At 46.0% G+C, this 20,650-nt stretch carries 28 protein-coding genes, 2 tRNA genes and 2 pseudogenes; 16 read left to right on the top strand and 16 right to left on the bottom strand.

Annotation, left to right across the window (positions count from 1 at the left end; all coding sequences use genetic code 11):
- Positions 1 to 39: 39 nt before the first annotated feature.
- The 5 genes from pyrF (at position 40) to NST43_RS22415 (ending at position 2,283) form a co-directional block, all read left to right on the top strand.
- Positions 40 to 756, top strand: a complete 717-nt coding sequence (gene pyrF, locus NST43_RS22435; protein WP_339225505.1) for an orotidine-5'-phosphate decarboxylase — start codon at positions 40 to 42, stop codon at positions 754 to 756.
- On the top strand, positions 753 to 1,394 hold the full coding sequence (pyrE, locus tag NST43_RS22430) for an orotate phosphoribosyltransferase (protein ID WP_339219491.1): 642 nt from the start codon (positions 753 to 755) through the stop codon (positions 1,392 to 1,394). Before pyrF ends, pyrE begins: the two co-directional genes overlap by 4 nt.
- Positions 1,395 to 1,836: 442 nt before the next feature.
- Positions 1,837 to 2,001: a hypothetical protein gene (locus NST43_RS22425; RefSeq protein WP_167347621.1), complete on the top strand. Its 165-nt coding sequence runs from the start codon at positions 1,837 to 1,839 to the stop codon at positions 1,999 to 2,001.
- 85 nt (positions 2,002 to 2,086) lie between these two features.
- Positions 2,087 to 2,160 (top strand) — tRNA-Met (locus NST43_RS22420).
- 49 nt (positions 2,161 to 2,209) lie between these two features.
- Positions 2,210 to 2,283 (top strand) — tRNA-Ile (locus NST43_RS22415).
- Positions 2,284 to 2,596: 313 nt separating this feature from the next.
- On the opposite strand, the gene NST43_RS22410 is transcribed toward NST43_RS22415, so the two are convergent.
- Positions 2,597 to 2,830: a hypothetical protein gene (locus NST43_RS22410; RefSeq protein WP_339219490.1), complete on the bottom strand. Its 234-nt coding sequence runs from the start codon at positions 2,828 to 2,830 to the stop codon at positions 2,597 to 2,599.
- Between the two features lie 259 nt (positions 2,831 to 3,089).
- On the opposite strand from NST43_RS22410, the gene NST43_RS22405 reads away from it, so the two are divergent.
- Together NST43_RS22405 and NST43_RS22400 are read left to right on the top strand one after the other, a co-directional pair.
- The gene (locus NST43_RS22405) at positions 3,090 to 3,317 is read left to right on the top strand and encodes a hypothetical protein (protein WP_209988560.1); all 228 of its coding nucleotides are present in this window, start codon (positions 3,090 to 3,092) and stop codon (positions 3,315 to 3,317) included.
- A 437-nt stretch (positions 3,318 to 3,754) separates the two neighbouring features.
- A complete protein-coding gene (locus NST43_RS22400) occupies positions 3,755 to 3,940 on the top strand; it encodes a hypothetical protein (RefSeq protein WP_339219488.1) in 186 nt (61 codons plus the stop codon).
- 116 nt (positions 3,941 to 4,056) lie between these two features.
- Here the strand turns inward: NST43_RS22400 and NST43_RS22395 are convergent, their stop codons facing one another.
- Entirely contained in the window at positions 4,057 to 4,272 is a 216-nt protein-coding gene (locus tag NST43_RS22395; protein WP_339219487.1) for a hypothetical protein, read from the bottom strand.
- 277 nt (positions 4,273 to 4,549) lie between these two features.
- On the opposite strand from NST43_RS22395, the gene NST43_RS22390 reads away from it, so the two are divergent.
- Both NST43_RS22390 and NST43_RS22385 read left to right on the top strand, forming a co-directional pair.
- Positions 4,550 to 4,732 carry a hypothetical protein gene (locus NST43_RS22390; protein ID WP_339219485.1) on the top strand — a complete coding sequence of 61 codons (183 nt, stop codon included), beginning with the start codon at positions 4,550 to 4,552 and terminating at the stop codon, positions 4,730 to 4,732.
- A gap of 357 nt (positions 4,733 to 5,089) precedes the next feature.
- Positions 5,090 to 5,511, top strand: a pseudogene (locus NST43_RS22385) (recombinase family protein); the annotation flags it as partial.
- 331 nt (positions 5,512 to 5,842) lie between these two features.
- On the opposite strand, the pseudogene NST43_RS22380 reads toward NST43_RS22385, so the two are convergent.
- Both NST43_RS22380 and NST43_RS22375 read right to left on the bottom strand, forming a co-directional pair.
- Positions 5,843 to 5,963 (bottom strand): annotated as a pseudogene (locus NST43_RS22380) (hypothetical protein); the annotation flags it as partial.
- Positions 5,964 to 6,064: 101 nt separating this feature from the next.
- A complete protein-coding gene (locus NST43_RS22375; RefSeq protein WP_339219483.1) occupies positions 6,065 to 6,784 on the bottom strand; it encodes a hypothetical protein in 720 nt (239 codons plus the stop codon).
- 334 nt (positions 6,785 to 7,118) lie between these two features.
- Here NST43_RS22375 and NST43_RS22370 point away from each other — a divergent pair, with 334 nt between their 5' ends.
- Complete coding sequence (locus tag NST43_RS22370; protein ID WP_339219482.1) at positions 7,119 to 8,477, top strand: transposase; 1,359 nt, start codon at positions 7,119 to 7,121, stop codon at positions 8,475 to 8,477.
- Here NST43_RS22370 and NST43_RS22365 read toward each other — a convergent pair.
- Together NST43_RS22365 and NST43_RS22360 are read right to left on the bottom strand one after the other, a co-directional pair.
- Entirely contained in the window at positions 8,460 to 9,002 is a 543-nt protein-coding gene (locus tag NST43_RS22365; RefSeq protein WP_339219481.1) for a hypothetical protein, read from the bottom strand. The genes NST43_RS22370 and NST43_RS22365 overlap by 18 nt on opposite strands.
- 317 nt (positions 9,003 to 9,319) lie before the next feature.
- On the bottom strand, positions 9,320 to 9,859 hold the full coding sequence (locus NST43_RS22360) for a cupin domain-containing protein (protein WP_339225504.1): 540 nt from the start codon (positions 9,857 to 9,859) through the stop codon (positions 9,320 to 9,322).
- A 755-nt stretch (positions 9,860 to 10,614) separates the two neighbouring features.
- Between NST43_RS22360 and NST43_RS22355 the strand changes: the two genes are divergently transcribed.
- Positions 10,615 to 11,184 (top strand): restriction endonuclease, encoded by a 570-nt coding sequence (locus tag NST43_RS22355; RefSeq protein ID WP_339225503.1) that lies wholly within the window; start codon positions 10,615 to 10,617, stop codon positions 11,182 to 11,184.
- Between the two features lie 486 nt (positions 11,185 to 11,670).
- Here the strand turns inward: NST43_RS22355 and NST43_RS22350 are convergent, their stop codons facing one another.
- Together NST43_RS22350 and NST43_RS22345 are read right to left on the bottom strand one after the other, a co-directional pair.
- Positions 11,671 to 12,153: a hypothetical protein gene (locus tag NST43_RS22350; RefSeq protein WP_339219480.1), complete on the bottom strand. Its 483-nt coding sequence runs from the start codon at positions 12,151 to 12,153 to the stop codon at positions 11,671 to 11,673.
- 136 nt (positions 12,154 to 12,289) lie between these two features.
- Entirely contained in the window at positions 12,290 to 12,415 is a 126-nt protein-coding gene (locus NST43_RS22345; RefSeq protein ID WP_339219478.1) for a hypothetical protein, read from the bottom strand.
- Between the two features lie 208 nt (positions 12,416 to 12,623).
- Here NST43_RS22345 and NST43_RS22340 point away from each other — a divergent pair, with 208 nt between their 5' ends.
- On the top strand, positions 12,624 to 13,070 hold the full coding sequence (locus NST43_RS22340) for a hypothetical protein (RefSeq protein ID WP_209988200.1): 447 nt from the start codon (positions 12,624 to 12,626) through the stop codon (positions 13,068 to 13,070).
- 268 nt (positions 13,071 to 13,338) lie between these two features.
- Here the strand turns inward: NST43_RS22340 and NST43_RS22335 are convergent, their stop codons facing one another.
- A complete protein-coding gene (locus NST43_RS22335) occupies positions 13,339 to 13,542 on the bottom strand; it encodes a DUF6199 family natural product biosynthesis protein (protein ID WP_339219475.1) in 204 nt (67 codons plus the stop codon).
- Positions 13,543 to 13,639: 97 nt separating this feature from the next.
- On the opposite strand from NST43_RS22335, the gene NST43_RS22330 reads away from it, so the two are divergent.
- Positions 13,640 to 13,936, top strand: a complete 297-nt coding sequence (locus NST43_RS22330; protein WP_339219473.1) for a hypothetical protein — start codon at positions 13,640 to 13,642, stop codon at positions 13,934 to 13,936.
- A 135-nt stretch (positions 13,937 to 14,071) separates the two neighbouring features.
- The gene (locus NST43_RS22325) at positions 14,072 to 14,875 is read left to right on the top strand and encodes an undecaprenyl-diphosphate phosphatase (protein ID WP_339219471.1); all 804 of its coding nucleotides are present in this window, start codon (positions 14,072 to 14,074) and stop codon (positions 14,873 to 14,875) included.
- A gap of 10 nt (positions 14,876 to 14,885) precedes the next feature.
- On the opposite strand, the gene NST43_RS22320 is transcribed toward NST43_RS22325, so the two are convergent.
- The 5 genes from NST43_RS22320 to NST43_RS22300 form a co-directional block, all read right to left on the bottom strand.
- The gene (locus NST43_RS22320; RefSeq protein WP_155991360.1) at positions 14,886 to 15,050 is read right to left on the bottom strand and encodes a hypothetical protein; all 165 of its coding nucleotides are present in this window, start codon (positions 15,048 to 15,050) and stop codon (positions 14,886 to 14,888) included.
- Positions 15,051 to 15,119: 69 nt separating this feature from the next.
- Positions 15,120 to 15,662, bottom strand: coding sequence for an ImmA/IrrE family metallo-endopeptidase (locus tag NST43_RS22315; protein ID WP_209988212.1), 543 nt, complete (start codon positions 15,660 to 15,662; stop codon positions 15,120 to 15,122).
- Between the two features lie 143 nt (positions 15,663 to 15,805).
- Positions 15,806 to 15,982, bottom strand: a complete 177-nt coding sequence (locus tag NST43_RS22310; RefSeq protein WP_076076056.1) for a YjfB family protein — start codon at positions 15,980 to 15,982, stop codon at positions 15,806 to 15,808.
- A gap of 373 nt (positions 15,983 to 16,355) precedes the next feature.
- Complete coding sequence (locus NST43_RS22305; protein WP_209988216.1) at positions 16,356 to 16,544, bottom strand: hypothetical protein; 189 nt, start codon at positions 16,542 to 16,544, stop codon at positions 16,356 to 16,358.
- Positions 16,545 to 16,630: 86 nt separating this feature from the next.
- Positions 16,631 to 17,071, bottom strand: a complete 441-nt coding sequence (locus NST43_RS22300) for a NucA/NucB deoxyribonuclease domain-containing protein (RefSeq protein ID WP_339219467.1) — start codon at positions 17,069 to 17,071, stop codon at positions 16,631 to 16,633.
- Between the two features lie 161 nt (positions 17,072 to 17,232).
- Between NST43_RS22300 and NST43_RS22295 the strand changes: the two genes are divergently transcribed.
- Positions 17,233 to 18,708, top strand: coding sequence for a glycosyl hydrolase (locus NST43_RS22295; RefSeq protein WP_339219466.1), 1,476 nt, complete (start codon positions 17,233 to 17,235; stop codon positions 18,706 to 18,708).
- A 16-nt stretch (positions 18,709 to 18,724) separates the two neighbouring features.
- Here NST43_RS22295 and NST43_RS22290 read toward each other — a convergent pair whose 3' ends face one another.
- Positions 18,725 to 19,216: a PH domain-containing protein gene (locus tag NST43_RS22290; protein ID WP_209988226.1), complete on the bottom strand. Its 492-nt coding sequence runs from the start codon at positions 19,214 to 19,216 to the stop codon at positions 18,725 to 18,727.
- Positions 19,217 to 19,418: 202 nt separating this feature from the next.
- On the opposite strand from NST43_RS22290, the gene NST43_RS22285 reads away from it, so the two are divergent.
- Entirely contained in the window at positions 19,419 to 20,021 is a 603-nt protein-coding gene (locus NST43_RS22285) for a hypothetical protein (RefSeq protein WP_339219463.1), read from the top strand.
- An 87-nt stretch (positions 20,022 to 20,108) separates the two neighbouring features.
- Here the strand turns inward: NST43_RS22285 and NST43_RS22280 are convergent, their stop codons facing one another.
- On the bottom strand, positions 20,109 to 20,549 hold the full coding sequence (locus NST43_RS22280; protein WP_339219462.1) for a GNAT family N-acetyltransferase: 441 nt from the start codon (positions 20,547 to 20,549) through the stop codon (positions 20,109 to 20,111).
- Positions 20,550 to 20,650 lie beyond the last annotated feature (101 nt).

Here is a 20,650-nt window from a genome sequence, read left to right as displayed (position 1 = left end):
GAACCTGATAACACCCTACAAGCAGAAAAGCGTAAGGAAATGGCCGGAAGGCTGATGGTCGCCCTGGATTACCCGAATGCAGACCAGGCGCGGGCGCTGATCGAACAGCTCGAAGGCATCCCCTGTTATATGAAGGTGGGCATGCAGCTGTTCTATGCAGCTGGTCCTGACTTCATCCGGGAGCTGAAGGAACGAGGATATTCGGTATTCCTCGATGTCAAAATGCATGATATCCCCAACACCGTTCGGGGCGGGGCGGAGAGCTTGACCCAGCTCGGCGTGGATATGTTCAATGTACATGCCGCCGGAGGAGCTGCCATGATGGCTGCTGCGGTGGAAGGGGCAGCCCGGGCCGTCAGCCTTCAGCCAGCGCTGCAACTGCCGCTGATTATCGCGGTAACCCAGCTTACCAGCACCAGCCAGGAAGTAATGAACCGCGAAATCGGCATAGCCGGAACGGTGACTGATGCGGTGGTACGGTACGCCAAGCTTGCAGCGGAGGCTGGCTTGCATGGAGTTGTAGCATCCCCGCAGGAGTCCGTGGTGATTGCCGAAGCTTGCGGACCAGAGTTCCGTACAGTTACCCCGGGCATCCGGCCTGCCGGGGCGTCCCTGGACGACCAGTCCCGGGTAATGACGCCCGGACAAGCCATCCGCCAAGGCAGCCACTACCTGGTAGTGGGCCGGCCGATTACAGCAGCGGCAGATCCGCGTGCGGCAGCACTGACTATTATTGAGGAGATGAGCCAAGCATGAGCATATTAGAGAATCGAAGTGAACAGGTCGCAAGTCATCTGCTGGAGATCGGAGCCGTAGCCCTGCGCCCGCAGGAGCCGTTCACCTGGACCTCCGGTATCAAATCGCCGATCTACTGCGACAACCGTCTGACCATGGCCTTCCCGGCTGTCCGCAACTACATTGCGGAGGCCTTCGCAGAGCTGATCAGAACCAGCTACCCGGACGCCGAGGTGATTGCCGGGACAGCAACCGCCGGTATCCCGCATGCGGCCTGGGTGGCCGATAAGCTCGGTCTCCCGATGGCTTACATCCGGGACAAAGCCAAGGGCCACGGCAAGCAGAACCAGATCGAAGGACTGATCACGCCCGGCCAGAAGGTCGTTGTGATCGAGGACCTGATCTCCACCGGCGGCAGCTCCATCAAGGCCGCGCAGGCCGTACAGGAAGCAGGCGGCCTCCCGCTGGCCGTCCTGGCCATCTTCAGCTACGAGCTGGACCGCGCGGTAGAAGCATTCGCCGCTGCACAGCTTCCGCTCCAGAGCCTGTCCAACTACAGCACACTCATCGATGTTGCGCTGGCTCAAGGCAAGATTGCTGAGAGCGATGTAGCGCTGCTGCAATCCTGGCGCCAGGACCCTGCTACGTTCGGCGTGTAGGGCTTAGGAGAAGAAGCAGAGGATCGGTTGAGGGTACGTAGAGAATAGGTAAGCGTAGAGAATGAGAAGATGAGGAGAAGCTTTGTCCCCCTATGCTGGGGGATGGGCTTCTTTTTTATTGCTTTAATTAATTTGTTTTTGGGCTCAACGCAGATACCGCCAGAATTAGATGACCTAAATGCAATTATTTCCTTTGAAGAGACGATTTCCAGTCAAGCAAGTGTACAAAATCCAACTGTTTCCCCTCAACTGCTCATTATCTCCACAGCCCCTAATTAGCTGCACACTCCAATATCCAAGCGTTATCCTTCAACCAGTCACCTAAATACGGGCAGAAATTGCCATCCGCTCCGCGAAGCAATCCTCTAATTTTCTTGCAAAACTGGGCATGATAAATAGCACCGGGACATAATATTATTGTGATGAAGGAGAAGAGGGTATCATGAATTGGATCTATTTTGCCAAGTTATTCAGGACCAGATTTCAAGCGGGCTGCCTTGCCAAAAGACTGGAGCAGGACGGCTGGATCTATGGCTATCATGATCCGAGTTTTGTGGAAATATACCGTTCGCGCAAGGGGCGTTATGGAGTTCGTTTTCTGCCTTAGCTATAAAAACCAAAATCATCCTTGACTTTATCCATGGATATATTGTATATTATCTATTGTCGCTGTTTGAATAATTATTAACTGACGCGGGGTGGAGCAGCCCGGTAGCTCGTCGGGCTCATAACCCGAAGGCCGCAGGTTCAAATCCTGCCCCCGCAATTACCTTATTACACCGGACAGCACTCGTATAATACGGATATCCTAGTCCGGGCCCTTAGCTCAGTTGGTTAGAGCGGTCGGCTCATAACCGATTGGTCACAGGTTCGAGTCCTGTAGGGCCCACTTCACTGAAACCCTTACCTAGTAAGGGTTTTTTGCTGTTAATAGACTCGTTGTAACGAATATGTTTGATTGGGGAAAGGCCATATTTTTAAGCTTGCTAACGGATTTGCTAACGGAGACTTTCATTCCCCAGGTTGAAGCTGCTTTTCTGCGAATTTATTGAGTTCATTTTCAATTCTGTCAACGGCCTCTTCTTGCATGATTGGTAACAGATGGGAGTACCTCTCATTAAACATCGCTGGAGTCATGCCCAGGCGTTCGGCGGCAACCTTCGGATTTACCTCTGTGATTTGCTTCGGCTTAATATAACCTCCTACGGGATAACAGCATACCAGGTCCTTGTCCTCGTAGGCTTCCCCGTAATCCTTCTTGTAGGCTTCGATTTGTGAATAGCGCTCTGAAGATCGTCAATAATATTCTGAAAGAGCTTGACCCGCTGGATCACCAAGCCATCCCGTGTCCAATTCGCTGTCTGAATAACCTTCAGCTCTTTCTTCTCAAAGTCGATATCTTTCCACCGCAGCCCCAGAATTTCACCTCGCCGCATTCCAGTATATATGGCTAATGAAAAGGCAATGTAATGAACATGATGCTTCGAGGATTACAGAAATTGAGTGAATTCTTCAATGGTCCAGAACTGCATTTCTTTCTGTTCGTTTGCATTTACCTTACTCCGCATGGACACCTTACTCATGATGTCTTCAGCCAGTAACCCCGATTCCGTATGGCAGTCGCCATCCCAATTGTAATAAGCGCGAATATGTAAGTTGGCTTGATTCGTTATGTAGCTTTCTGAGGAGTCATGAATGATATCACAAGTGGCAGCTGCTGATTCAAGCAAAGTATTTTTGCCGGGAGGAAGAGTTAGACGAATACCTCATGAACAAATTCAATTGGTACCGAGCGAAGTATTATCAGGTGAAGAAAACTGCTCTTATTTTACTAGCCCAGTCCCTGCGGATTATCTAGAGATTGTTCAGGATTCGAATGGATTTCAACTCAAGGACAGAAAGGATGAGTCGCATGAAATCTGATTGTCCCGTATTCAATGCTGCGCAAATGCTCAGATTTGTACATGAGGATGCTTATCTCAAATGTACGTATGCTCATCTTTTGAAAAAGGAGATAAACAATAATGCCACTGGAACACAAACGTCCCCTGTACGCAGGGGACGTCTTTGAAGGAGAGGTGCAAGGTCTCTATGTACAAGCACATGTATTCTCTGAGCCATCCTCGTATGGGATATCCGAAGGTCGAATCAGTCGGTTGACCGTGTATCCGAATCGGCAAAAAGAGTTCAGTAAACGTCTGGCCAACTATGATCGAGGCTGGGAAGGTAAGCCCCCGGAAGTATGCACGATACGTGCAGTTATCGCAGCAGCAGTCCGGCAATTTGATAATCGCGCGGTGAATTTGCACTTTGAGGTTTTGCGCTAGATTGCGAAAAGTCAACGGATGAGGAGGTGAATTATGCAGCTGGGGCTGGTTGAACAAATGATTCTGTGTCGTGTATTAACGAAGGCAGATTATAAAGAAGTCCATTATGCACATTCGAATGATCGATGCCATGTTTTTCATACGGATATCGGCCTGGTCGCTGTTGATCGGAAAACGGGTAAATTCGATTCCAAGGATTATAAACAGACGTTTCAATAGGACCGATTTGATGTATGGTTGACGCAGAATACGCAGCAGGGAATATTTTTGTATAAGCCATTAAAGACAAGAGGCACTAAGAAAATGATTTCTTGGTGCCTCTAATTAAACTCTAGTTATAGACAAACAGAATTTTTAATTGAGCTTGAAGGAAATGATGTTGTTGACATAGATGGAGGTATTTGCCCTACAGTCATTCCCGCAGGATCTGCAATTGAAATAAGCATTGGAAATACTGCTCCATTATTCATTTCTATTAAGGTCCATTTTCCAACACAACCAACGGGTGTATAAGGTACACGCGGGGGGATATTCCCATAATAATAGTTCATTAATAAAACTCCTTTTTTCTATTAATTTAAGTACATGTATAAATATGTAAGTACAAGAGCGGAATGCTTAGGGCATTTGCCTAGTTTAATGAATGAACTGTGAACAAAAGGGATCAGTATCCCAAATCGGCAAAAAGGCAGCATGATAGGAACTGGACAGCAAAATTGAGCAGATTGCGAAGGACAATCCAGTAGCAAGTGTAAGGGATACGTTGTAGTAGTTACGCAGTCCGAAGACACTGATCAGTAAACACATAAAGCAAAGGGAGAATTCGAGATGATCAAAGCTGAAACCTTAGAGCAGTTTTATATTCTGAAATTGCTGGAAGCAAGTTTCGTAACGGAGTTACTGGAAATCAAGCTAGTCGATAGGTACACCGTGAAGATAAAAGATGCAGACAATAAAATCGCTCGTGTTACTTACGCTGGCAAAGACAACATCATAATAACCGAGGAGTGATTGAAATAAAGATCGCTGTGTATACGGGAATTACGGTATGGGAAAACGGTTTGAATGTTATACAACACTTGAAGAAATAGAGGGGGATCAGGCCAGAAAAATAATTTCCAGTCTAAAAAAACTGGAGCCTGTGTCCTTCCAATTAAGGGGAGTATTGAGGCGGTTTATTATAAAGTAGTTCCAGAATCTTAATGGACTTCTAAATATAAATGAAGGAACAGTTCCAAAAAGCATGCTTTTTGAGACAGCGGAATAACTGGTTATTAGTTCGTTGCAAAAGACCATAAAATCAGTTTTGGAACGTCTCAGTGATTCAAGGGATCATTTGAGACGTTTGTTCTATTAGGAGGGGGACCATTGAAGATCGCATATGGAAGAGTTTCAACAAAGGAGCAAAATGTAGAGCGTCAGCTTTTGAAGTTCCGGGAATTAGGTATTGAGGAACGGTTTGTTTTGTGGATAAGCAGAGCGGCAAAGATTTTGATCGTCCACGTTACCAGGCGATGCAGCTCATGCTGCGGGAAGGTGATCTGGTTTATGTGGATGCCCTGGATCGGCTAGGTAGAGATTATGATGGCATCATTGCGGAGTGGAAGTATATCACGCGAGAGATCGGGGCAGACATTGTATGCCTGGATAACGAGATACCGTTCGATTCCCGAAAGTTTAAGACCATGGGAGACTTCGGAAAGGTTATGGAGGATCAGTTCCTTAGCCTCCTGGCATACGTGGCGGAACAGGAACGGAAGAAGAATCGTTCAAGGCAGGCAGAAGGCATTGAATGAGAAGGATCGGCATGAAGAAGCCGGAAACGATATGAGTGCTCGCGATTCAGGCGGTGTTCCTAGTCTCGGTCATTACTATGATAACGGAGATTATAAAAACTACTATTTTGCATCATATTCCGGTATGACAATGGGGGGGGAGTGCTGATGCTTTGTTTGATTTTACTTTTGTACAACCGATTAAACTTCAGGAACGGCGGGACAAATTGAACGAAAAGTTGAGAGAGCTAGGAAAAGGAGAAATGTTAGAAAAACTGATTTCCCCCGGGTCCTAAATATTTTTTAATTTGGGTAACCGTAGAAGGGACCCTTTTTTGGTGCATACCGAAAATTTGAACACTTTCGGGAATCTGTCGGTATGCGGGTCCCAATTTTTGCGTGCCTTTTCATAGCCCGGATCACCTTTTGTAGATAACCCGTCCGGTAAGCCTTGTTCCTGAATTCACTGATTCCAGCTCCTTTTGAGCTAACAATTTAACTGCATGTATGCAGCCAGGTCCCCATATTGTATGTAGGGCGTTAGTCTATGGAGTGGGTATCAGAAGAACTAGTTGAGGGTCTTTACCGGCTCCCTATGTGCTTTGATTAGATATCTGTCCGCAGTTTTTTTACCATGGACATAGACATAGAAGGAGTCATTGTTGGAGGAAAGAACATGAAATTTGCTGGATACTGTCCCTGGCAGCGCTTGTGTAATAGTGCTTTCTAAGGAGTTATCCAGATAAGAATTCTCGCGCAGCTCATAATGGTCAACCTCTTTCAACTCAGTATCCAGCTTTAACATATCATATTGAACATCTCCAGTTTCCTTGCCCCTAACATAGAGATTGAGATCTGCAGGTGCAGCCATATTATTACTTCCCCTTGTCTCTAGTCTGGAAGCTGGCATATTGGCTGCCTCGAAAGAGCCGAAATGCATTTGGTCTAGGTAACCTGTGAAGGTCAGTTTAGACATTTCTTTGCCGTTTGCAGGGTTCAAGGCTACGATATATTCTGTCCTGGAAGCTTTGTTCTCGTATTGCAGATAGATATGTCCATCTCTGGTCATTAATTTGGGGGTTTCTAGTACTTGTTTTGGATAAGTATTTTTCCAGAGCAAAGTTCCTTTTTGATCGTATTTCTTTAACGTGGTATCGTCATAATAATGAGAGAAGATAAGAAGCGAGCTGTCATCCATTATTCGCAATGAGGTTTTTGCTCTGGTAGGATTAGGATCATAATTATCAGCTTTCACCTTATACAGCAGCTTACGTTGTGTATTGTACACCTCATATACGGTCTTTTTATTCCGGTTGTCCAGAAATACGTAGTAGCTTTTGCTTTCAGTGGCGAAAAACTTAGGAGCCGCCAGCTCTTTAGGAAGGGGTTGGATTTTGCCAGTGGCGGTGGATAGGCTGAGGTTTTTATCTAGAGAAGCAAAAATAAGCTCTTTGTTGTTACTCGTAACTCAACTTTCGCAGAGTCAAAATTGAGTTGACCCCAAGCCGGTGTTAAGGTGAAGCTGGTTTAAGTAGCGATCTTGCCAACATAGAAAAACACCGCTTCCTTTGGTAAAGTGAGATTGTCGAGATCCACTAAACCACAGAAGAGGTGTCCCTTCCATGATAAAACAAAAGTCGTCCCTAGATCAACTCCCACCTGAAATGAGACCTGCTTTTCAGGAACTCGGTGTCTTGAAGCACTTGAGAAAAGCAGGATTCAAAAAGACGTTTGGTTATACCTGTTCCCATCTATTTATGCTCGTTTTTGTCTTGCTTTTTCATCAGAAGAACTGGTTTCGTCTGCTCGAAAGTTCCAAAGGTGAAGCGTTTCCTGGCAAAGATGCCGTCTACCGGTTTCTGAATCACAGCCAATTTGCTTGGCGGCGTTTCTTGACTTCACTCAGCAGCGACACCGTTCAGCGAGTCGAAACCTTGACCTCCGTCACGCGAACTTCCGTGTTCATCGTCGACGATTCCATGTTTGAACGAAATCGCAGCAAAGCCGTAGAACTTCTGGCTCGGTTCAAGGATCACGCCACCGGTGCTTATTATAAGGGATTTCGTATGCTGACTTTAGGCTGGTCGGACGGCCATACGTTTCTCCCTTTGGACTTCGCCTTGCTCAGTTCCGTGAAGGCTGGACTAACCGGTATTCATCCGGAAATCGATAAGCGATCCTCTGGGTACAAACGCCGAAAAGAAGCTCTTCTTTCGGCCCCACATCTGGTTTCTGAACTGCTGGATCGGGCCATCGCCTCGGGTGTTTCTGCGACTTACGTACTCATGGATAGCTGGTTCACTCATGCGCCCTTAATCGGGCGAGTGGTGGAACGAGGTCTTCATGTCATTGGCATGGTGAAAAACGACAACAAGCGATATCTCGTTCATGGCAAGCGGGTCGATCTCAAAGGTCTTTACCGATCCGCTACACAAGTGCAAGGGAAGCAGCGGAATATTTTGCGTCAGATTCATACGGAACTGGTTCCTGGTATTCCGGTCGTTGTGGTCTTTGTTCGCCATCGCTCCAAGAAAAACGAGTGGCTCGCGATTCTATCGACGGATCTCACACTGACGGCACCGGAAATCATTCAAATCTACGCTTTACGCTGGGATATCGAAGTCTTTTTTAAATGCACGAAATCCTTGCTACGCCTGCAAAAAGAGTTCCAAGGTCGTTCGTACGATCTGCTCATTAGCCATACCACCATTGTCTTTTCCCGTTATATACTGCTGGCTTGGCAGCATCGGCAAAGTACCGATCAACGGACGCTCGGTGGACTGTTTTATTTGCTTTGCGATGAAGTGGGTACCTTGGATTGGGCAGTAGCTTTACAACAACTGGTGGAATTGATGAACGAGATCGCCAATCAAGTCGGCAAAAAGCTATCCGCTATGATTAAAAGTCAACTCCAGCACTGGATCGCCGCTCTGCCCAATTACATCAAGGCGTACTTGCCGATTTCAGGCTGCGAAAGTTGAGCTCGTAAGCATAAAGTCATATGCTCCAAGCGCATCAATAGCAGTAGACCAACGAACTTTACCTGTATTGCTTAGGCTGATTGTCTGGTAGTTTCTCTCATTACCCCTGGCTGGAGGAACCAGCAGATATACATTACCTTCGGGGTCAACGAACGGATGAATCATTGCGTTTAGCTTACCGGGAGGCGTATAGCGCCACTTCACTTTGCCGTTATTGCCTACAACAAATATACTTCGTGTATCCATGTCTTTATTATTATGCCCGATAAAATATGTATCTCCCGAGGCGATTGTAATAGGGACACTGTAATAAACATCTGACCTGCTATTGACATAGATGGTGTTGGAGACGAAATAAACCGGCGACATTCCCTGTTCAAACATGGGTAGAGACCAATCCAGTACAAATTTGTTTTCAGGTGGTAAAGGCTTCTCTACAGGAGCACCCTCAGCGTAAGTTTGCCCGGAATAACATAGTGGAAGAGCTAGAAGTAGAACAAGTAGTGATTTTGCCAACCATTTCATAAATTACCCTCCAATTCAAAATAATGCGCTCGAAGTATAATAATAACATGAATTAATAAAAGAGTAAGCGTCAAACAACCCTCATCTTGGTGTCAAGGTGTGGGCTGTTTGACGCTTACGAACTATCGGTAATTTACAATGATATGTAAATACTGTAATGGAGGAACTTTTCAGTGGGGTTTAGTTCTCCTTCAGTAATGATTTGACCATATTTGCATCAGAACTTATCTGAATTAATCGTATGCTGTGATAAGATGAATAGATTGGCCGCAGGCTCTGGCCAGGACAAAATAAGATTGTTTTTATATCTGAACGTTCTAACCTTCTGCAAACATGGCATTTGCTTTTGTTTCATGAACTGTACCATATGGATGCTCAGGCGGTGCATAGATAACATATAGTTTAAGTGGTTTGTTTCCTGTATTCGTTAAATTGTGCCATTTTCCAGCAGGTACCATAATTGCATAGTCATCGTAGGCCATCACTTGAAAATCTAAATTGTCTTTCCTATCGCCCATTTGAACAAGTCCCTGACCTTCTTCAATACGTATAAATTGATCTGTTGTCGGATGGACTTCTAAACCGATATCATCGCCAACATTAATACTCATCAAAGTCACTTGAAAATGTTTCCCTGTCCATAAAGCGGTACGGTAAGTTTGGTTTTGCTTTGCTACCTGGTCAATATTCACTACAAGTGGACATTGTCCATAATCTCTTAAGTTTATTATTCCATAGGGGTAACAATTATAATAATGTTGAGGCTGATTTGTCTGATAGTTGTTATTCCAATTGTTATTCCAATTGTTATGCATAGGGTAATGCAATTGATACTGATGGCATGAATTATGGTACATACTCATTCTCCTCTTACGATTTTGTGTGTACTTTAGTATATGCATCTGCCTATATAAAGGAGTGCAAAACCTGCAAAAATGGGCTGGAGCCTAAAGAAGCCAAGCATAAGAAATTTTCAATTAGCTTCGTCCTTCTTTTCAATGGAAGGTTAAAGACGTCTATAATAAACGTGTAAACACAAGGACGCCCATGTAAAAGGAGACTTAGGAAGAAGTGATACGCTGGCCTAATTCTCAGTATTATTCCAGCGGGAACGTGGTATTAAGGTAGCATTACGTTGCGGTTTTTCTTCTAACAAAACTTCTGACCAATCTTCTAACAACAACCAAATATCAAACAAACTTTAGAAGTAACTATACGCTTAAAACACGCGATTTATTGCCCAACAGACCCCAGGAAAACCTAATAAATATATGCTGGGTCGCACTCGTAATGCGTGGGCCTTGGGGTAGCCTTCATCAGCATCAGTGCATGAAATTTAGAATAGATCAACGTTTGTCAATAGCCTCTACATATTGTTGCAGTCAAGTGAAATAGATATAACGGAAGTGCCGTACCCTGCCATTATTGGTAGGGTATTTCTTGCGCTAAGGGAAGTTTTCTTTAACTATATATACATAATGTTCCAAATCATTTATATTGGAAGGAGATTTCAATGTCGGTAAATTGATATTTAGGGGGATTAAAATTGCTTGGGATTTTTAATGCAGCAATACTTATCGTAATCATTGTTGCTGGTATAGTGCTATTTACTTTGTCTAAGAAGAAACCACAGTACTCACATAATGAAATTATTGATCCATTGAAAATTACAATAAAAGATATTGATCGAATGGCAGATGGTTCGGAGTTTGAGGAATACTTATACCGGTTGTTTTTGGCCTTGGGATATAAGGACGCATATAAGACTCAAGGAAGCAGAGATTTCGGGACTGATTTAGTTTTTACTGATCGAGACGGGTATCGAAATGTAGTTCAAGCAAAACGTTATTCCTATTCGGTAGGGCTAGGTGCTGTACAAGAGGTGTATAGCTCAATGAGGTATTACCGAGCCAAGAAGGCTATGGTGATCGCATCAAATCAATATACAGTTGCATGCGAAGAACTTGCTGGGTATAACGGTGTGAAACTTCATAATAGAAAAGATCTTATTGTAATTATGGATTTATTTAAGACGGGGCAGATCGATAAGGTGAAGGATATCATAGAAGCAGATGCACATATGATTTTTGATTCCTGGGATAACTACATGAATGGAGATAAAGTAATCAAGAAGGATGTTAAAGCTGAGAAACGAATTTTAATTGAGCAACAAAGGAAGTGAATATATGAGCACTACATACAAGGTCTTGAGTGAGATAAGGATATTCTAGCGGCAACGCTATCTTAATCCCAGGTGTGAGTGTGGTTTCGTCTGGAGCCGGACCGAGTCCCAACCAATAAAGAGTGCCTTATTGCAAGGCAGAACGTACTAGACCAGATTATAAGGGATTTAAACTAGTTACGCCTGGAATCGAAACAACGCGACATTCGAGTCTTGGGAGAGGATGATCAAACGAAGTTTATTGTTCATCACCAATATTATTGCAGAGGTTATAAGAAACTGTTTTTTTCATGACGCGGAAGTAATGCGAACTGAGAGGGTCTGCAGCTGACGCGATACGTAAGTGAGGTTGAGGGACTTTTAAAAGAGAGAGCTAAAGTATCCAAATGAACAAAGCTACAGAACAAACCCCAGGATGATCTCCTGGGGTTAATTTCTAAGAATATTTACTCCTCAATGCAGTGTGAACACTCATACACTGTGAATTTAATTCTTTTCTTTATTTAAGGACAAGTCAAATGATGCAGTAATATGGTTTAAGCGGGAATCAGAAGGTACCGCCGTTATCTCGACCGTTAAGCTTAGCAGATCGGGCAGAGCATCATTGCTAACTTTCTCTATGCCTGTCAGGTAATAATGCTTATCGCCTAAACTTACTAATCCCCCGCCAGATGTATTTGAATCTGTTATATCTTTCCCATTATTATAGAATTTGCAGATTATATTATAGTCCTTGATAATAGCAATTCCATTTACCTCGTAACCAACCTTTATTTCATTTTCAGCATAATTGGCATTTCGTAAGGCAAAAGTTACGCCTTCCACTATCTTCGTTTGAACTTCAATATTTGGTTCAGGCATAGTTGCTTTTTCAGGATTGTTTGTCCACCCGAAATAACGTACAGCCAGAAATCCTACAAAGAGCGTACCTACAACCAGAACAAGTAAGCTTATTCTTTTATGTTTCATTATATCTCCTCTAAAAAATAAGATTAGAACATACAAAAAAACTCGTATGTTCTAATCTTAGCATAAATTATAAACCAAAAGAGAAGATAATGAAGGCTTGATGGGGGCATCGTGGAAGGATATACACCAAAATTAATTAAGATATCAAGCGCCCAGTTTGTTCGTCTTTAGTAAATGTTCCGGAGTAATTTTCACCACTAATTAAGTGAAAACGTAAAGGATTAACTGTTTCTAAAATAGAGCGAATCTCAATTGGTTTCATGCAAAGGCAACTCCTTCACAAGTCTTACTTATACAATACCAACCTGACCTTTTTTTCAAACCGATTGTCAGTGATAATGATGTGAATTTAGTGAACTTTTCTTAATTGTATTTAAGTTTCAAAATGCGATATACTGAATTCGCAAAAGTAACAGAGTGTAATAGCTAATTGAAAAAATTAAACGGACTATTTGTTAGGAGAGTTCTTTATGAAAAAAATAATAACGCTCGTTCAAGCTTTTAAAGATTTAGAGGAACGGATTAATGATTTTATTAATGATGATTCATGCATTGAATATGTAGAAGGGTCGGAAGAAGTGGTAGCTGGTGGAGCCTACGCATGGTCAAAATTAAAACCAGTAGCTATTAGTAGACAAGAGCATATTGATGCTGATTACATGGAATTAGCAGAAAAGGTACGCACAGTACTGAAAAAGGATGATAGCCTAAATATTGAGAAGTTTGAGCACAGTTACGAATTGGTTTTGAATTACATACGCCAAGATACCTTGTTGTGGGTTCCTGGTATAAAGAGTGTCCTTAATGAAATCAAATATGAACTAGACATTCAACAGTTTTATTTTGTAGACCAAGAGGATTCGTTAATTTCAGGAAGATCTCATGGGTTAAATGAGTCATTGTTATTTGGAATATAGTATAGAGAACTCTGTGCTATTCTCAAAAGCCCGTCAACCTTAATTGGTTGACGGGCTTTTACCAGTTAACAGTGGGAATGGGGAATTGTGAACATGATTAGTTGAGAAATTTAATTAAGCACCTTAGGATGATTTCTTATGTCTTTAAAAGGGCCTTTTATAAGCCGTTCTCAAACACTTGCAAATAATAAACCCGTCCGGCACTTCATTAAGCCCGGCGGGTTTATTTTATAGCGTTCGCAAATGCTCAATAATTGTTGCTATCCCCCTAACCAAACATCGAAGGCAAAAAGAACAAGAAAAAGATAATAAGAACGATCACACTAGTGATTCTGCTCATTATGAGGTAGGCTTCACTGGGGCCGGAGCCGCCCTTGACCATCCAGCCGTAACGCATATGCCAGCCCATGGCCGGGAAGAAGATATTCAGGATCGCAAGCAGTATGAAAAGAACAGCGAAAATAACAACCATTTTTACCAGCTCCTTTATCCATTTACGAAAGCCCATTGCGTGAAGTTGCACATTTATGGAAGTAGATAGTATGATTTTGTAAATGAGGAGGTCTTCCATGAAGGCGATATTCAAAAAACTAAGCTTCTGGCTACCCGTGCTGTCTTTGCTGGTCTGTCTCTATAATCTGTCAGGAGAAGACGACAAGAACTTATTGCTGTTCCTGACCAGTCCATTGCTCCTAATCTTTAACCCTGAACTAACAACACTGCATTATTCTATGGAGAATGAGCAAGCGTTCCAGTTCATTCTGTATGGGATTCATTTTGTCTCCTGGTTAGCCTTTGGCCTGATCATAGAGTGGGGGTTATCATGGTTATCACGTAAATCACAGGAACGCCCCTCAAACCACTAACTAAAGAGACTCCAGTCCCACGTGACACTTATGTCACATCAACATCCATATTGTTAGCTCATTCGATGGGGAATTCCGTCTCCGCCTCTTATACTGGAAATATATTGATTCACTTCCGAAAGGGGCTATTCACCAATGACAGAAGCTATCAAAGCAATTATATTAGGGATTATTGAAGGGTTGACTGAATTCTTACCGGTCTCGTCTACCGGGCACCTTATCCTGGCAGGGGATTTGCTGGAGTTCGAGGGGGAGGCTGCGGTTACCTTCAAAATCGTAATTCAGCTGGGTGCGGTAATGGCCGTATTGCTGCTGTATTGGAAAAAGTATGTGAACATCGGGATAAATATGCTGAAGCTGGATTTCTCCAAGAGCAAGGGACTGAATGCCATCCATATGATCCTGGCTATGGTTCCGGCACTGGTGGTGTATCTGCTCTTCAAAGACACGATCAAGAGCCAGCTATTCGGCCCTAAGCCGGTCCTCATTGGTCTGATCGCCGGTGGCCTATTGATGATCTTCGCTGCACGCAGCAGGAGATCCGTAACGTCAGAGACGGTAGACGGTCTTAATTATACCCAAGCCTTCGGCATCGGGCTGTTCCAGTGTCTGGCGCTGTGGCCCGGGTTCTCAAGATCCGGTTCGACGATCTCAGGCGGTCTGCTGCTGGGGACCAGCCAGAAAGCCGCTGCGGACTTCACCTTCCTGATCTCCGTGCCGGTGATGTTCGGAGCAAGCCTCCTGGACCTCTATGACAGCAGGGATCTACTCAGTTCAGATACGCTGACCCTGATGCTGATCGGGTTCGTGACGTCCTTCCTCGTAGCCATGATTGCAGTAGTCACGTTCATCAAGCTGATTAAGCGGCTGCGCCTGGAATGGTTCGCGCTGTACCGGTTCGTGTTAGCGGGGCTGTTCTATGTAATTGTTATACTGTAGAATCCTGCTCTCAGCCGTATTCCTTAGGCTCTTGGAGCAGGATGGAGAAGGTCTGGGTTACGTGGTCCACTTCAATCGTCTCGATACCCACAAAATCCGGAATTTCAGGATGAACGGCATCCACGCTGTATTCAGGATGAGTCAGCAATAATTGAATGACTTTCAGGGCTTCCACGTTGATCTTGCTCCCCTTTACAGTAGAATCTCTTGTTCTGATCTATAGTCTGTATTATCCCCGCAGCGCTTAGCGAATATGTCTGTGGATTATATTTCTGTCTTCGTTACGTTCCATAACAGCCATTAATTGCCCCTGGAAAATACGCCGCTGGATCTGGTCGATCCGCTGGAGCGCGAGGGGGATTGGCACCTGAAATGCTACAGCCAGCTCGGCAATGGCATCTTCACGGAGTTCGGGCAGCGTATTGGCGGAGATCATGACATAGGGCATGGAGGCATACAGAATGAACCGGTCGGATTCATCTCTCTGCGCCTGCGTGAACACTCCGGGCATAAGCGTGGACTTGCCGGCATGCCGCAGCAGATGACACAGCTCGTGTAGGAATTCCAGCCGCTGCAGCTCGGGAGGGAGACGGTTGTCTATGAACATGCTGTACATTCCGGCTGTAGCCTCAATCGCCTTGCTGCGGACATCGAGATAGTGTACCCAGATATTGAGCCGCTTCGCTATGTAATCAATGGAAATGTCGGACGGCTTGCTGACACCAATACGCTGGTATAGATCCTCTGTCCATTTCTCTAATGCGGTCATCTGATAATAGCCTTGCATAATAAATCACCTCATATATAAGATCGTATGTTCGTGTTATTGGCCAAAAGAAAAGCCCGTAAGGGCTAAGCAGCAGTTCAGCGCGCACTCTTCACCGGCTGAAATATGGAACGGGTGTTCCTATGTATGTAAGCATAAAGGAATTACGCCCGAATATCAAGTGTTTTTCCCAAGGTGGGGTGCGTGGCCTGACTCAGCATCTGAACCATATCCTGGGCACTGCTCTGCGCCTGCTCTTTGGCAAGGCTCATCACCTGCAGCCCTGCGGCCTGCTGTAAGGATGACTGGCTCATCACTACGGATAGTGCAGCTATATCCATCCGGCATTCCTCCCTCCATTTGTTTTGAAGCTATTGCTTCATACTCTATATCGACCCCTAGACGCCTGTCCGTTAGGTGAATGGTATATCTTTGCCGATTGGCCCATGCAACAGAGCGGATTTCCACATATTCTGTGCTGTATTCAATATTCAAGAGGAGGAATTAATTATGGGAGCAGAGTATGGTTGCGGTTGTGGAAATAACGTAGGTGGAGTGAATCAGGGACCTCCAATCCTTCCGGTAGCAAGCCCTTGGACTTCGACGGGTGCAATTCTGGTACTGTTCATTCTGCTGGTTATCATCACAAAAGCCTGTTTGTTCTAGAAACAGCCTATAGCTAGTGTAGCCCTGTCCGGCCTGTGCCGGATAGGGCTATTTCTTTTTCTTCTTATGAGCACGGACCGTTGGCCCGATCTGGCGTTTGATTCTGCCTGTAGCTGAATCGGTTTCAATGATATAGAGCTCCTTGATTGTTCCTGCAAGCGCGAACCATTCCTGTAAGGCTTCAGCTTCGGACATTGGGCCGTACAGCCGTTTGCCCCGATAACAGATATAGAACACTTCCGGCTCTCCATCTAAGTTATATTATCCCATTTCATTCTACGCTTTATCGCAGTGAAATTGAACAACATCCCCCACATGCCGGCTTATCTGAAAATAAACTCCACACGCGTACCGTCTGCGAACGCCTCCAGCTGATTGCCGACCCAGCTTCCCGCTCCGCGGTTATCACTGGGTGTTATGTACTCAATATGTGCCCCGGCTCCGCCTTCTGCACACATGGCCATGGGCCATTCGTCCCGGTCATAGCCTTTCTTGGTGGGGACTCCCTTCAGAGACGCCTTGCGGTTCTCCTCCGCTTCCTTGCGGTTGATGGTGCAGACGGCTGACTCTCCCTTGCGGATGGCCTTCTGGATGTGCTTTGCGGTCTCCGGGTAGCGGTCTGCCGGGAACTTCAGCTTCACGACCTCTGAAGTATGACCAGAAGGGGTCTGCGGCAGCCATTGCCCGTTCTCCTCCAGCAGGTAGGCGGACAGACTGATCAGGGCAATAATAATGAGACTGATGATGGACTTTTTGGCTTTCATATCTGCTCCTTTGTAAGTGGGTATGGGTATAATGCCTGTGCCCAGAATAGTATAGCGTAAGAATACCGGATTGTGACAGTCCGAATTCTGTGCATTTGCCGTGCTGAAGTTCCACGATTCGTCATAATATGTACAAACACAAGAAAAGGATGGTGGAAAATGTGGAACAGCGTAACCTCAGGGACCTGCTGGATTCGGCCTCACGGCTGATTGGTGATGTGCAGTGGCAAGCGGCTTTTCGCAAAATACAGATGTCTCCCGCTGACGCGGAGCTGGGGGCGCCCGCACGGAAGCTGCTGGAGACGCTGTACTGGCTGCAGGGCCAGGGAATGATCAGCGGTCAGCATGATTACCTGGAGAGCCCGGATGATATCAACAACAAGCTGAAGAATACGGCTGGAAGCTATGCCGGACTACACGGTTATGAGATGGGGCCGATCGGCAATCAGACGGAGAAGCTCATCAGCAGTCAGCGGCAGGGAGTAACGGACAGTGCGATCCGCTGGCACAAGGCCGGGGGCATCGTAGCGATGACCTATCATGCTAACCTGCCGGGAACGGCTCCGGCTTGGACGAATGTCTCCATGAGCCTCAGCGAAGCTAATTTCAGCAAGTACATCACACCGGGAACGCCAGAGTATACGGCAATGATTGCCGAGCTGGATAAGGTAGCTGTTTTCCTGAAAAAGCTCAATGACGCCGGTGTCCCCGTACTCTGGAGACCGTACCATGAGATGAACGGCGGCTGGTTCTGGTGGGGGCAGAAGTCCTCCTTCGTGACCCTCTGGGAGATCATGTTCGAGCGGTACACCGTCTATCATAAGCTGCACAATCTGCTGTGGGTATGGAGTCCGAATGCCAAGAACCAGTGGAGTCAGGAGCCGGCGAAGTATTATCCGGGCAGCGGCCGAGTGGATGTGCTGGCGGCGGATATTTTCGAGGGGGATTACAAGGGGGGCCATCATGATACACTCTGGGACCTGGGGCGCGGCAAGCTGATCGCCATCGGCGAGAACGGGGAGCTTCCTCCGCCAGCTGTGCTGGCAGGCACGCAGAACAAATGGAGCTACCAGATGACCTGGGGCAAGATGCTGTACGAGCGCAATAAGGATGCAGTGATTCAGGCTTTTATGAGGAATAGTGCCGTATTCTCCAGAGATGATTATGCGGCCAAGGCTGCGGCGTATGCTTCTTCAGGAGGGGTACTCCCCAAGCCGGGCCTTTATGGACAGTACTATAACAATATTACGCTTAGCGGTACGCCTGCCCTCACCCGGACAGATGCCAATATTAACTTCGCCTGGAGGCAGGCGGCGCCTGATCCGGCTGTTCACGCAGATCTGTTCTCCGTACGCTGGAGCGGCAAAATAAGCGCTGCCTACAGTGAGACCTACACGATCTATTCGTATTCAGATGACGGAATCCGGGTATGGATCGACGGGAAGCTGATTATTGACAGCTGGATCAAGCAGAGCGGGCAGGAGCGGCAAGGCACAGTGAGTCTGATTGCCGGGAAGCTGCATGAGCTGAAGGTGGAGTACTATGAGAACCAGGGGGATGCGCGGGCGGTACTGATGTGGGAGAGCCCCAGCCAGGCCAAAGGCGTAATTCCGGCAGGAGCCCTCTATCTTCCCTAACAAGTGCAACGAAGCGTCAGATCTGCTCGCGGTAGCTGATGTTGTTGGCGATTTTCTCGTCACGCACGGCTTGGCGCAGGATATCCTTGACAGACTGAACCTTACGGATTCTATAGAAGGGGAGCTGTGGAGATGAAGCATCATCCGACAAAATGATCAGCGTCCCGATGCCCAGCATACGCTGCAACACCGACTGGGTGACGGAGAAATCATTGACCCGCAGCAGCTCGATTTCTTCGACATCCTTGCCGATCAGTCCGCTCTTCACCATAATCCGCTGGGACGTAATCGTATACTTGGTGGTATTCAGCCCGATCAGCCCCTTGAGACGGTCGGAGATGCCGGCAGGCTTGCCCTGCCATAATTCTTTTTCGGGACCGGAGCTATGGCCAGCCGCCGGACGCCGTGCTGCTGCCGGAGAACCGGCCTCTTCTGTACCTGCCCCGCATTCCCCGCAGAATTTGGCACCTTGCTTGTATTCCGCACCACATGCTGTGCAATAAGTCATAAGTAGATCTTCCTCTCCTTGAACGGATAAATTCATTATAGTATAACAGGAATTGCCAGTCATCAACGGGTTCTTGACCGCCCTTTCCCCCTGTGAATACGCTTAACCGCTGACATATGTTTCATTACGCCGAATTTTACATTAATTTCATTTGCACTTAACAAAAATCGATATTATTCTGTTAAGTGGAGGGATATTAACTATGAGACAAGCTTTACTTGCAGGACTGCTAGTGGCCGTCATGATACTCAGTGCCTGCGGCAATAACAGTGCTGAACCGGCGTCCCCGGAAGAGGTACAGGAGACGGTACAGAGCTTTTACAATGAAATGTCGAAATTCGACGAAATGGGCAAATCCTCGCTAGAGAACTTCAACACCACGCTAACCTCTTATTCCACCGGACAAGCGACAGACAAAGAATTCCAGAAGGCTGTGGACAGCTTCCAGGATACCGCATCTCAGCTTGCAGAGCATGTGAGCGATATCAAGATTGCGGGTGGCCTGCCGGATACGATCGAGAAGCTGCTTAGAGATTCGGTGATCGCTTTCCAGAGTGCCTATCAGATCAAGGAGAAGGCTTCCAAGAGCGCAGTATCGCCCGATGTGACCGCCGAGGAATTCGACGCGATGAATCAGCAGGCGGACGTAGCTATGCTCTACGGCATCTCCAAGCTGAATGAAGCCAGAGAAGCCGCCGGACTGATTGATCCGGAGCAAGCCGTGACAGGCACCGTGTCAGATGCAGGCACAGATGTCAAGCAGGAACCGGGTACTGGAAGCGCAGGGACTACGTCAGTGAAATAAGCAGAGACAAGACTTGTTATAGGCAAAAGGATTCAGATGAAGACGCTGTACAGCATTACTGTAGGCGTCTTTTTGCTGACGATTGAATTATTTGTCCAACCTTTTTGAGAAGTACTTAGGGGCCTCCTTGAAGCCTTGTCTTTCATAAAATGTATGAGCCTCTATTCTTCTGGCATGGCAATGAACCTGGATACTGGCACATCCTTTTTGGCGGGCAGAAGCTGAAGCGGATTCCACCAATTCCTGTCCAATTCCCTTACTTCTAGCTGAGGAGTCCACAACCAGATAACTAATGGAGGCGATATCTCCTCTCATGCCCAGTTGCGGGATATAATGTAGGGAAAGACAGGCGATAACACATCCTTCCGCTTCATAGACCATTAACTCTTCATTGGGGTCAGCAAGAAGTCTTTCTATATTCTCTTTCATAAAAAGCCTGGTATCCGGGTAACCTAACTGCGTCAATAGTCTGGAAATATCCTCTCGATCCTCCACATTTGCAGCCCTAATCATAAATTTCGTCTCCACTCCTTTTCTCACTCTTCACCTTAATGATGGCATCTAATTACCGAAATTACCAGAACCGCAGTATGGCTGTTTCAATGCAGGTGTGGTGCTAGTTCAACCTT

Origin of the sequence: Paenibacillus sp. FSL H8-0332 (genome assembly GCF_037963835.1) — a bacterium.
In the GTDB taxonomy this organism is placed as follows: Bacteria; Bacillota; Bacilli; order Paenibacillales; family Paenibacillaceae; genus Paenibacillus_AQ; species Paenibacillus_AQ rhizoplanae.
The sequence above is the reverse complement of the archived record's forward strand: the minus strand, read 5'-3'. Positions and strand labels throughout refer to the sequence as shown.

Coding starts and splice junctions, on each gene's coding strand:
- pyrF (WP_339225505.1), top strand. CDS start 40: ATGGCCGGAAGGCTGATGGTCGCCCTGGATTACCCGAATGCAGACCAG.
- pyrE (WP_339219491.1), top strand. CDS start 753: ATGAGCATATTAGAGAATCGAAGTGAACAGGTCGCAAGTCATCTGCTG.
- NST43_RS22425 (WP_167347621.1), top strand. CDS start 1,837: ATGAATTGGATCTATTTTGCCAAGTTATTCAGGACCAGATTTCAAGCG.
- NST43_RS22410 (WP_339219490.1), bottom strand. CDS start 2,830: ATGCGGCGAGGTGAAATTCTGGGGCTGCGGTGGAAAGATATCGACTTT.
- NST43_RS22405 (WP_209988560.1), top strand. CDS start 3,090: ATGATATCACAAGTGGCAGCTGCTGATTCAAGCAAAGTATTTTTGCCG.
- NST43_RS22400 (WP_339219488.1), top strand. CDS start 3,755: ATGCAGCTGGGGCTGGTTGAACAAATGATTCTGTGTCGTGTATTAACG.
- NST43_RS22395 (WP_339219487.1), bottom strand. CDS start 4,272: ATGAACTATTATTATGGGAATATCCCCCCGCGTGTACCTTATACACCC.
- NST43_RS22390 (WP_339219485.1), top strand. CDS start 4,550: ATGATCAAAGCTGAAACCTTAGAGCAGTTTTATATTCTGAAATTGCTG.
- NST43_RS22370 (WP_339219482.1), top strand. CDS start 7,119: ATGATAAAACAAAAGTCGTCCCTAGATCAACTCCCACCTGAAATGAGA.
- NST43_RS22365 (WP_339219481.1), bottom strand. CDS start 9,002: ATGAAATGGTTGGCAAAATCACTACTTGTTCTACTTCTAGCTCTTCCA.
- NST43_RS22360 (WP_339225504.1), bottom strand. CDS start 9,859: ATGTACCATAATTCATGCCATCAGTATCAATTGCATTACCCTATGCAT.
- NST43_RS22350 (WP_339219480.1), bottom strand. CDS start 12,153: ATGAAACATAAAAGAATAAGCTTACTTGTTCTGGTTGTAGGTACGCTC.
- NST43_RS22345 (WP_339219478.1), bottom strand. CDS start 12,415: ATGAAACCAATTGAGATTCGCTCTATTTTAGAAACAGTTAATCCTTTA.
- NST43_RS22340 (WP_209988200.1), top strand. CDS start 12,624: ATGAAAAAAATAATAACGCTCGTTCAAGCTTTTAAAGATTTAGAGGAA.
- NST43_RS22335 (WP_339219475.1), bottom strand. CDS start 13,542: ATGGTTGTTATTTTCGCTGTTCTTTTCATACTGCTTGCGATCCTGAAT.
- NST43_RS22330 (WP_339219473.1), top strand. CDS start 13,640: ATGAAGGCGATATTCAAAAAACTAAGCTTCTGGCTACCCGTGCTGTCT.
- NST43_RS22325 (WP_339219471.1), top strand. CDS start 14,072: ATGACAGAAGCTATCAAAGCAATTATATTAGGGATTATTGAAGGGTTG.
- NST43_RS22315 (WP_209988212.1), bottom strand. CDS start 15,662: ATGCAAGGCTATTATCAGATGACCGCATTAGAGAAATGGACAGAGGAT.
- NST43_RS22310 (WP_076076056.1), bottom strand. CDS start 15,982: ATGGATATAGCTGCACTATCCGTAGTGATGAGCCAGTCATCCTTACAG.
- NST43_RS22300 (WP_339219467.1), bottom strand. CDS start 17,071: ATGAAAGCCAAAAAGTCCATCATCAGTCTCATTATTATTGCCCTGATC.
- NST43_RS22290 (WP_209988226.1), bottom strand. CDS start 19,216: ATGACTTATTGCACAGCATGTGGTGCGGAATACAAGCAAGGTGCCAAA.
- NST43_RS22285 (WP_339219463.1), top strand. CDS start 19,419: ATGAGACAAGCTTTACTTGCAGGACTGCTAGTGGCCGTCATGATACTC.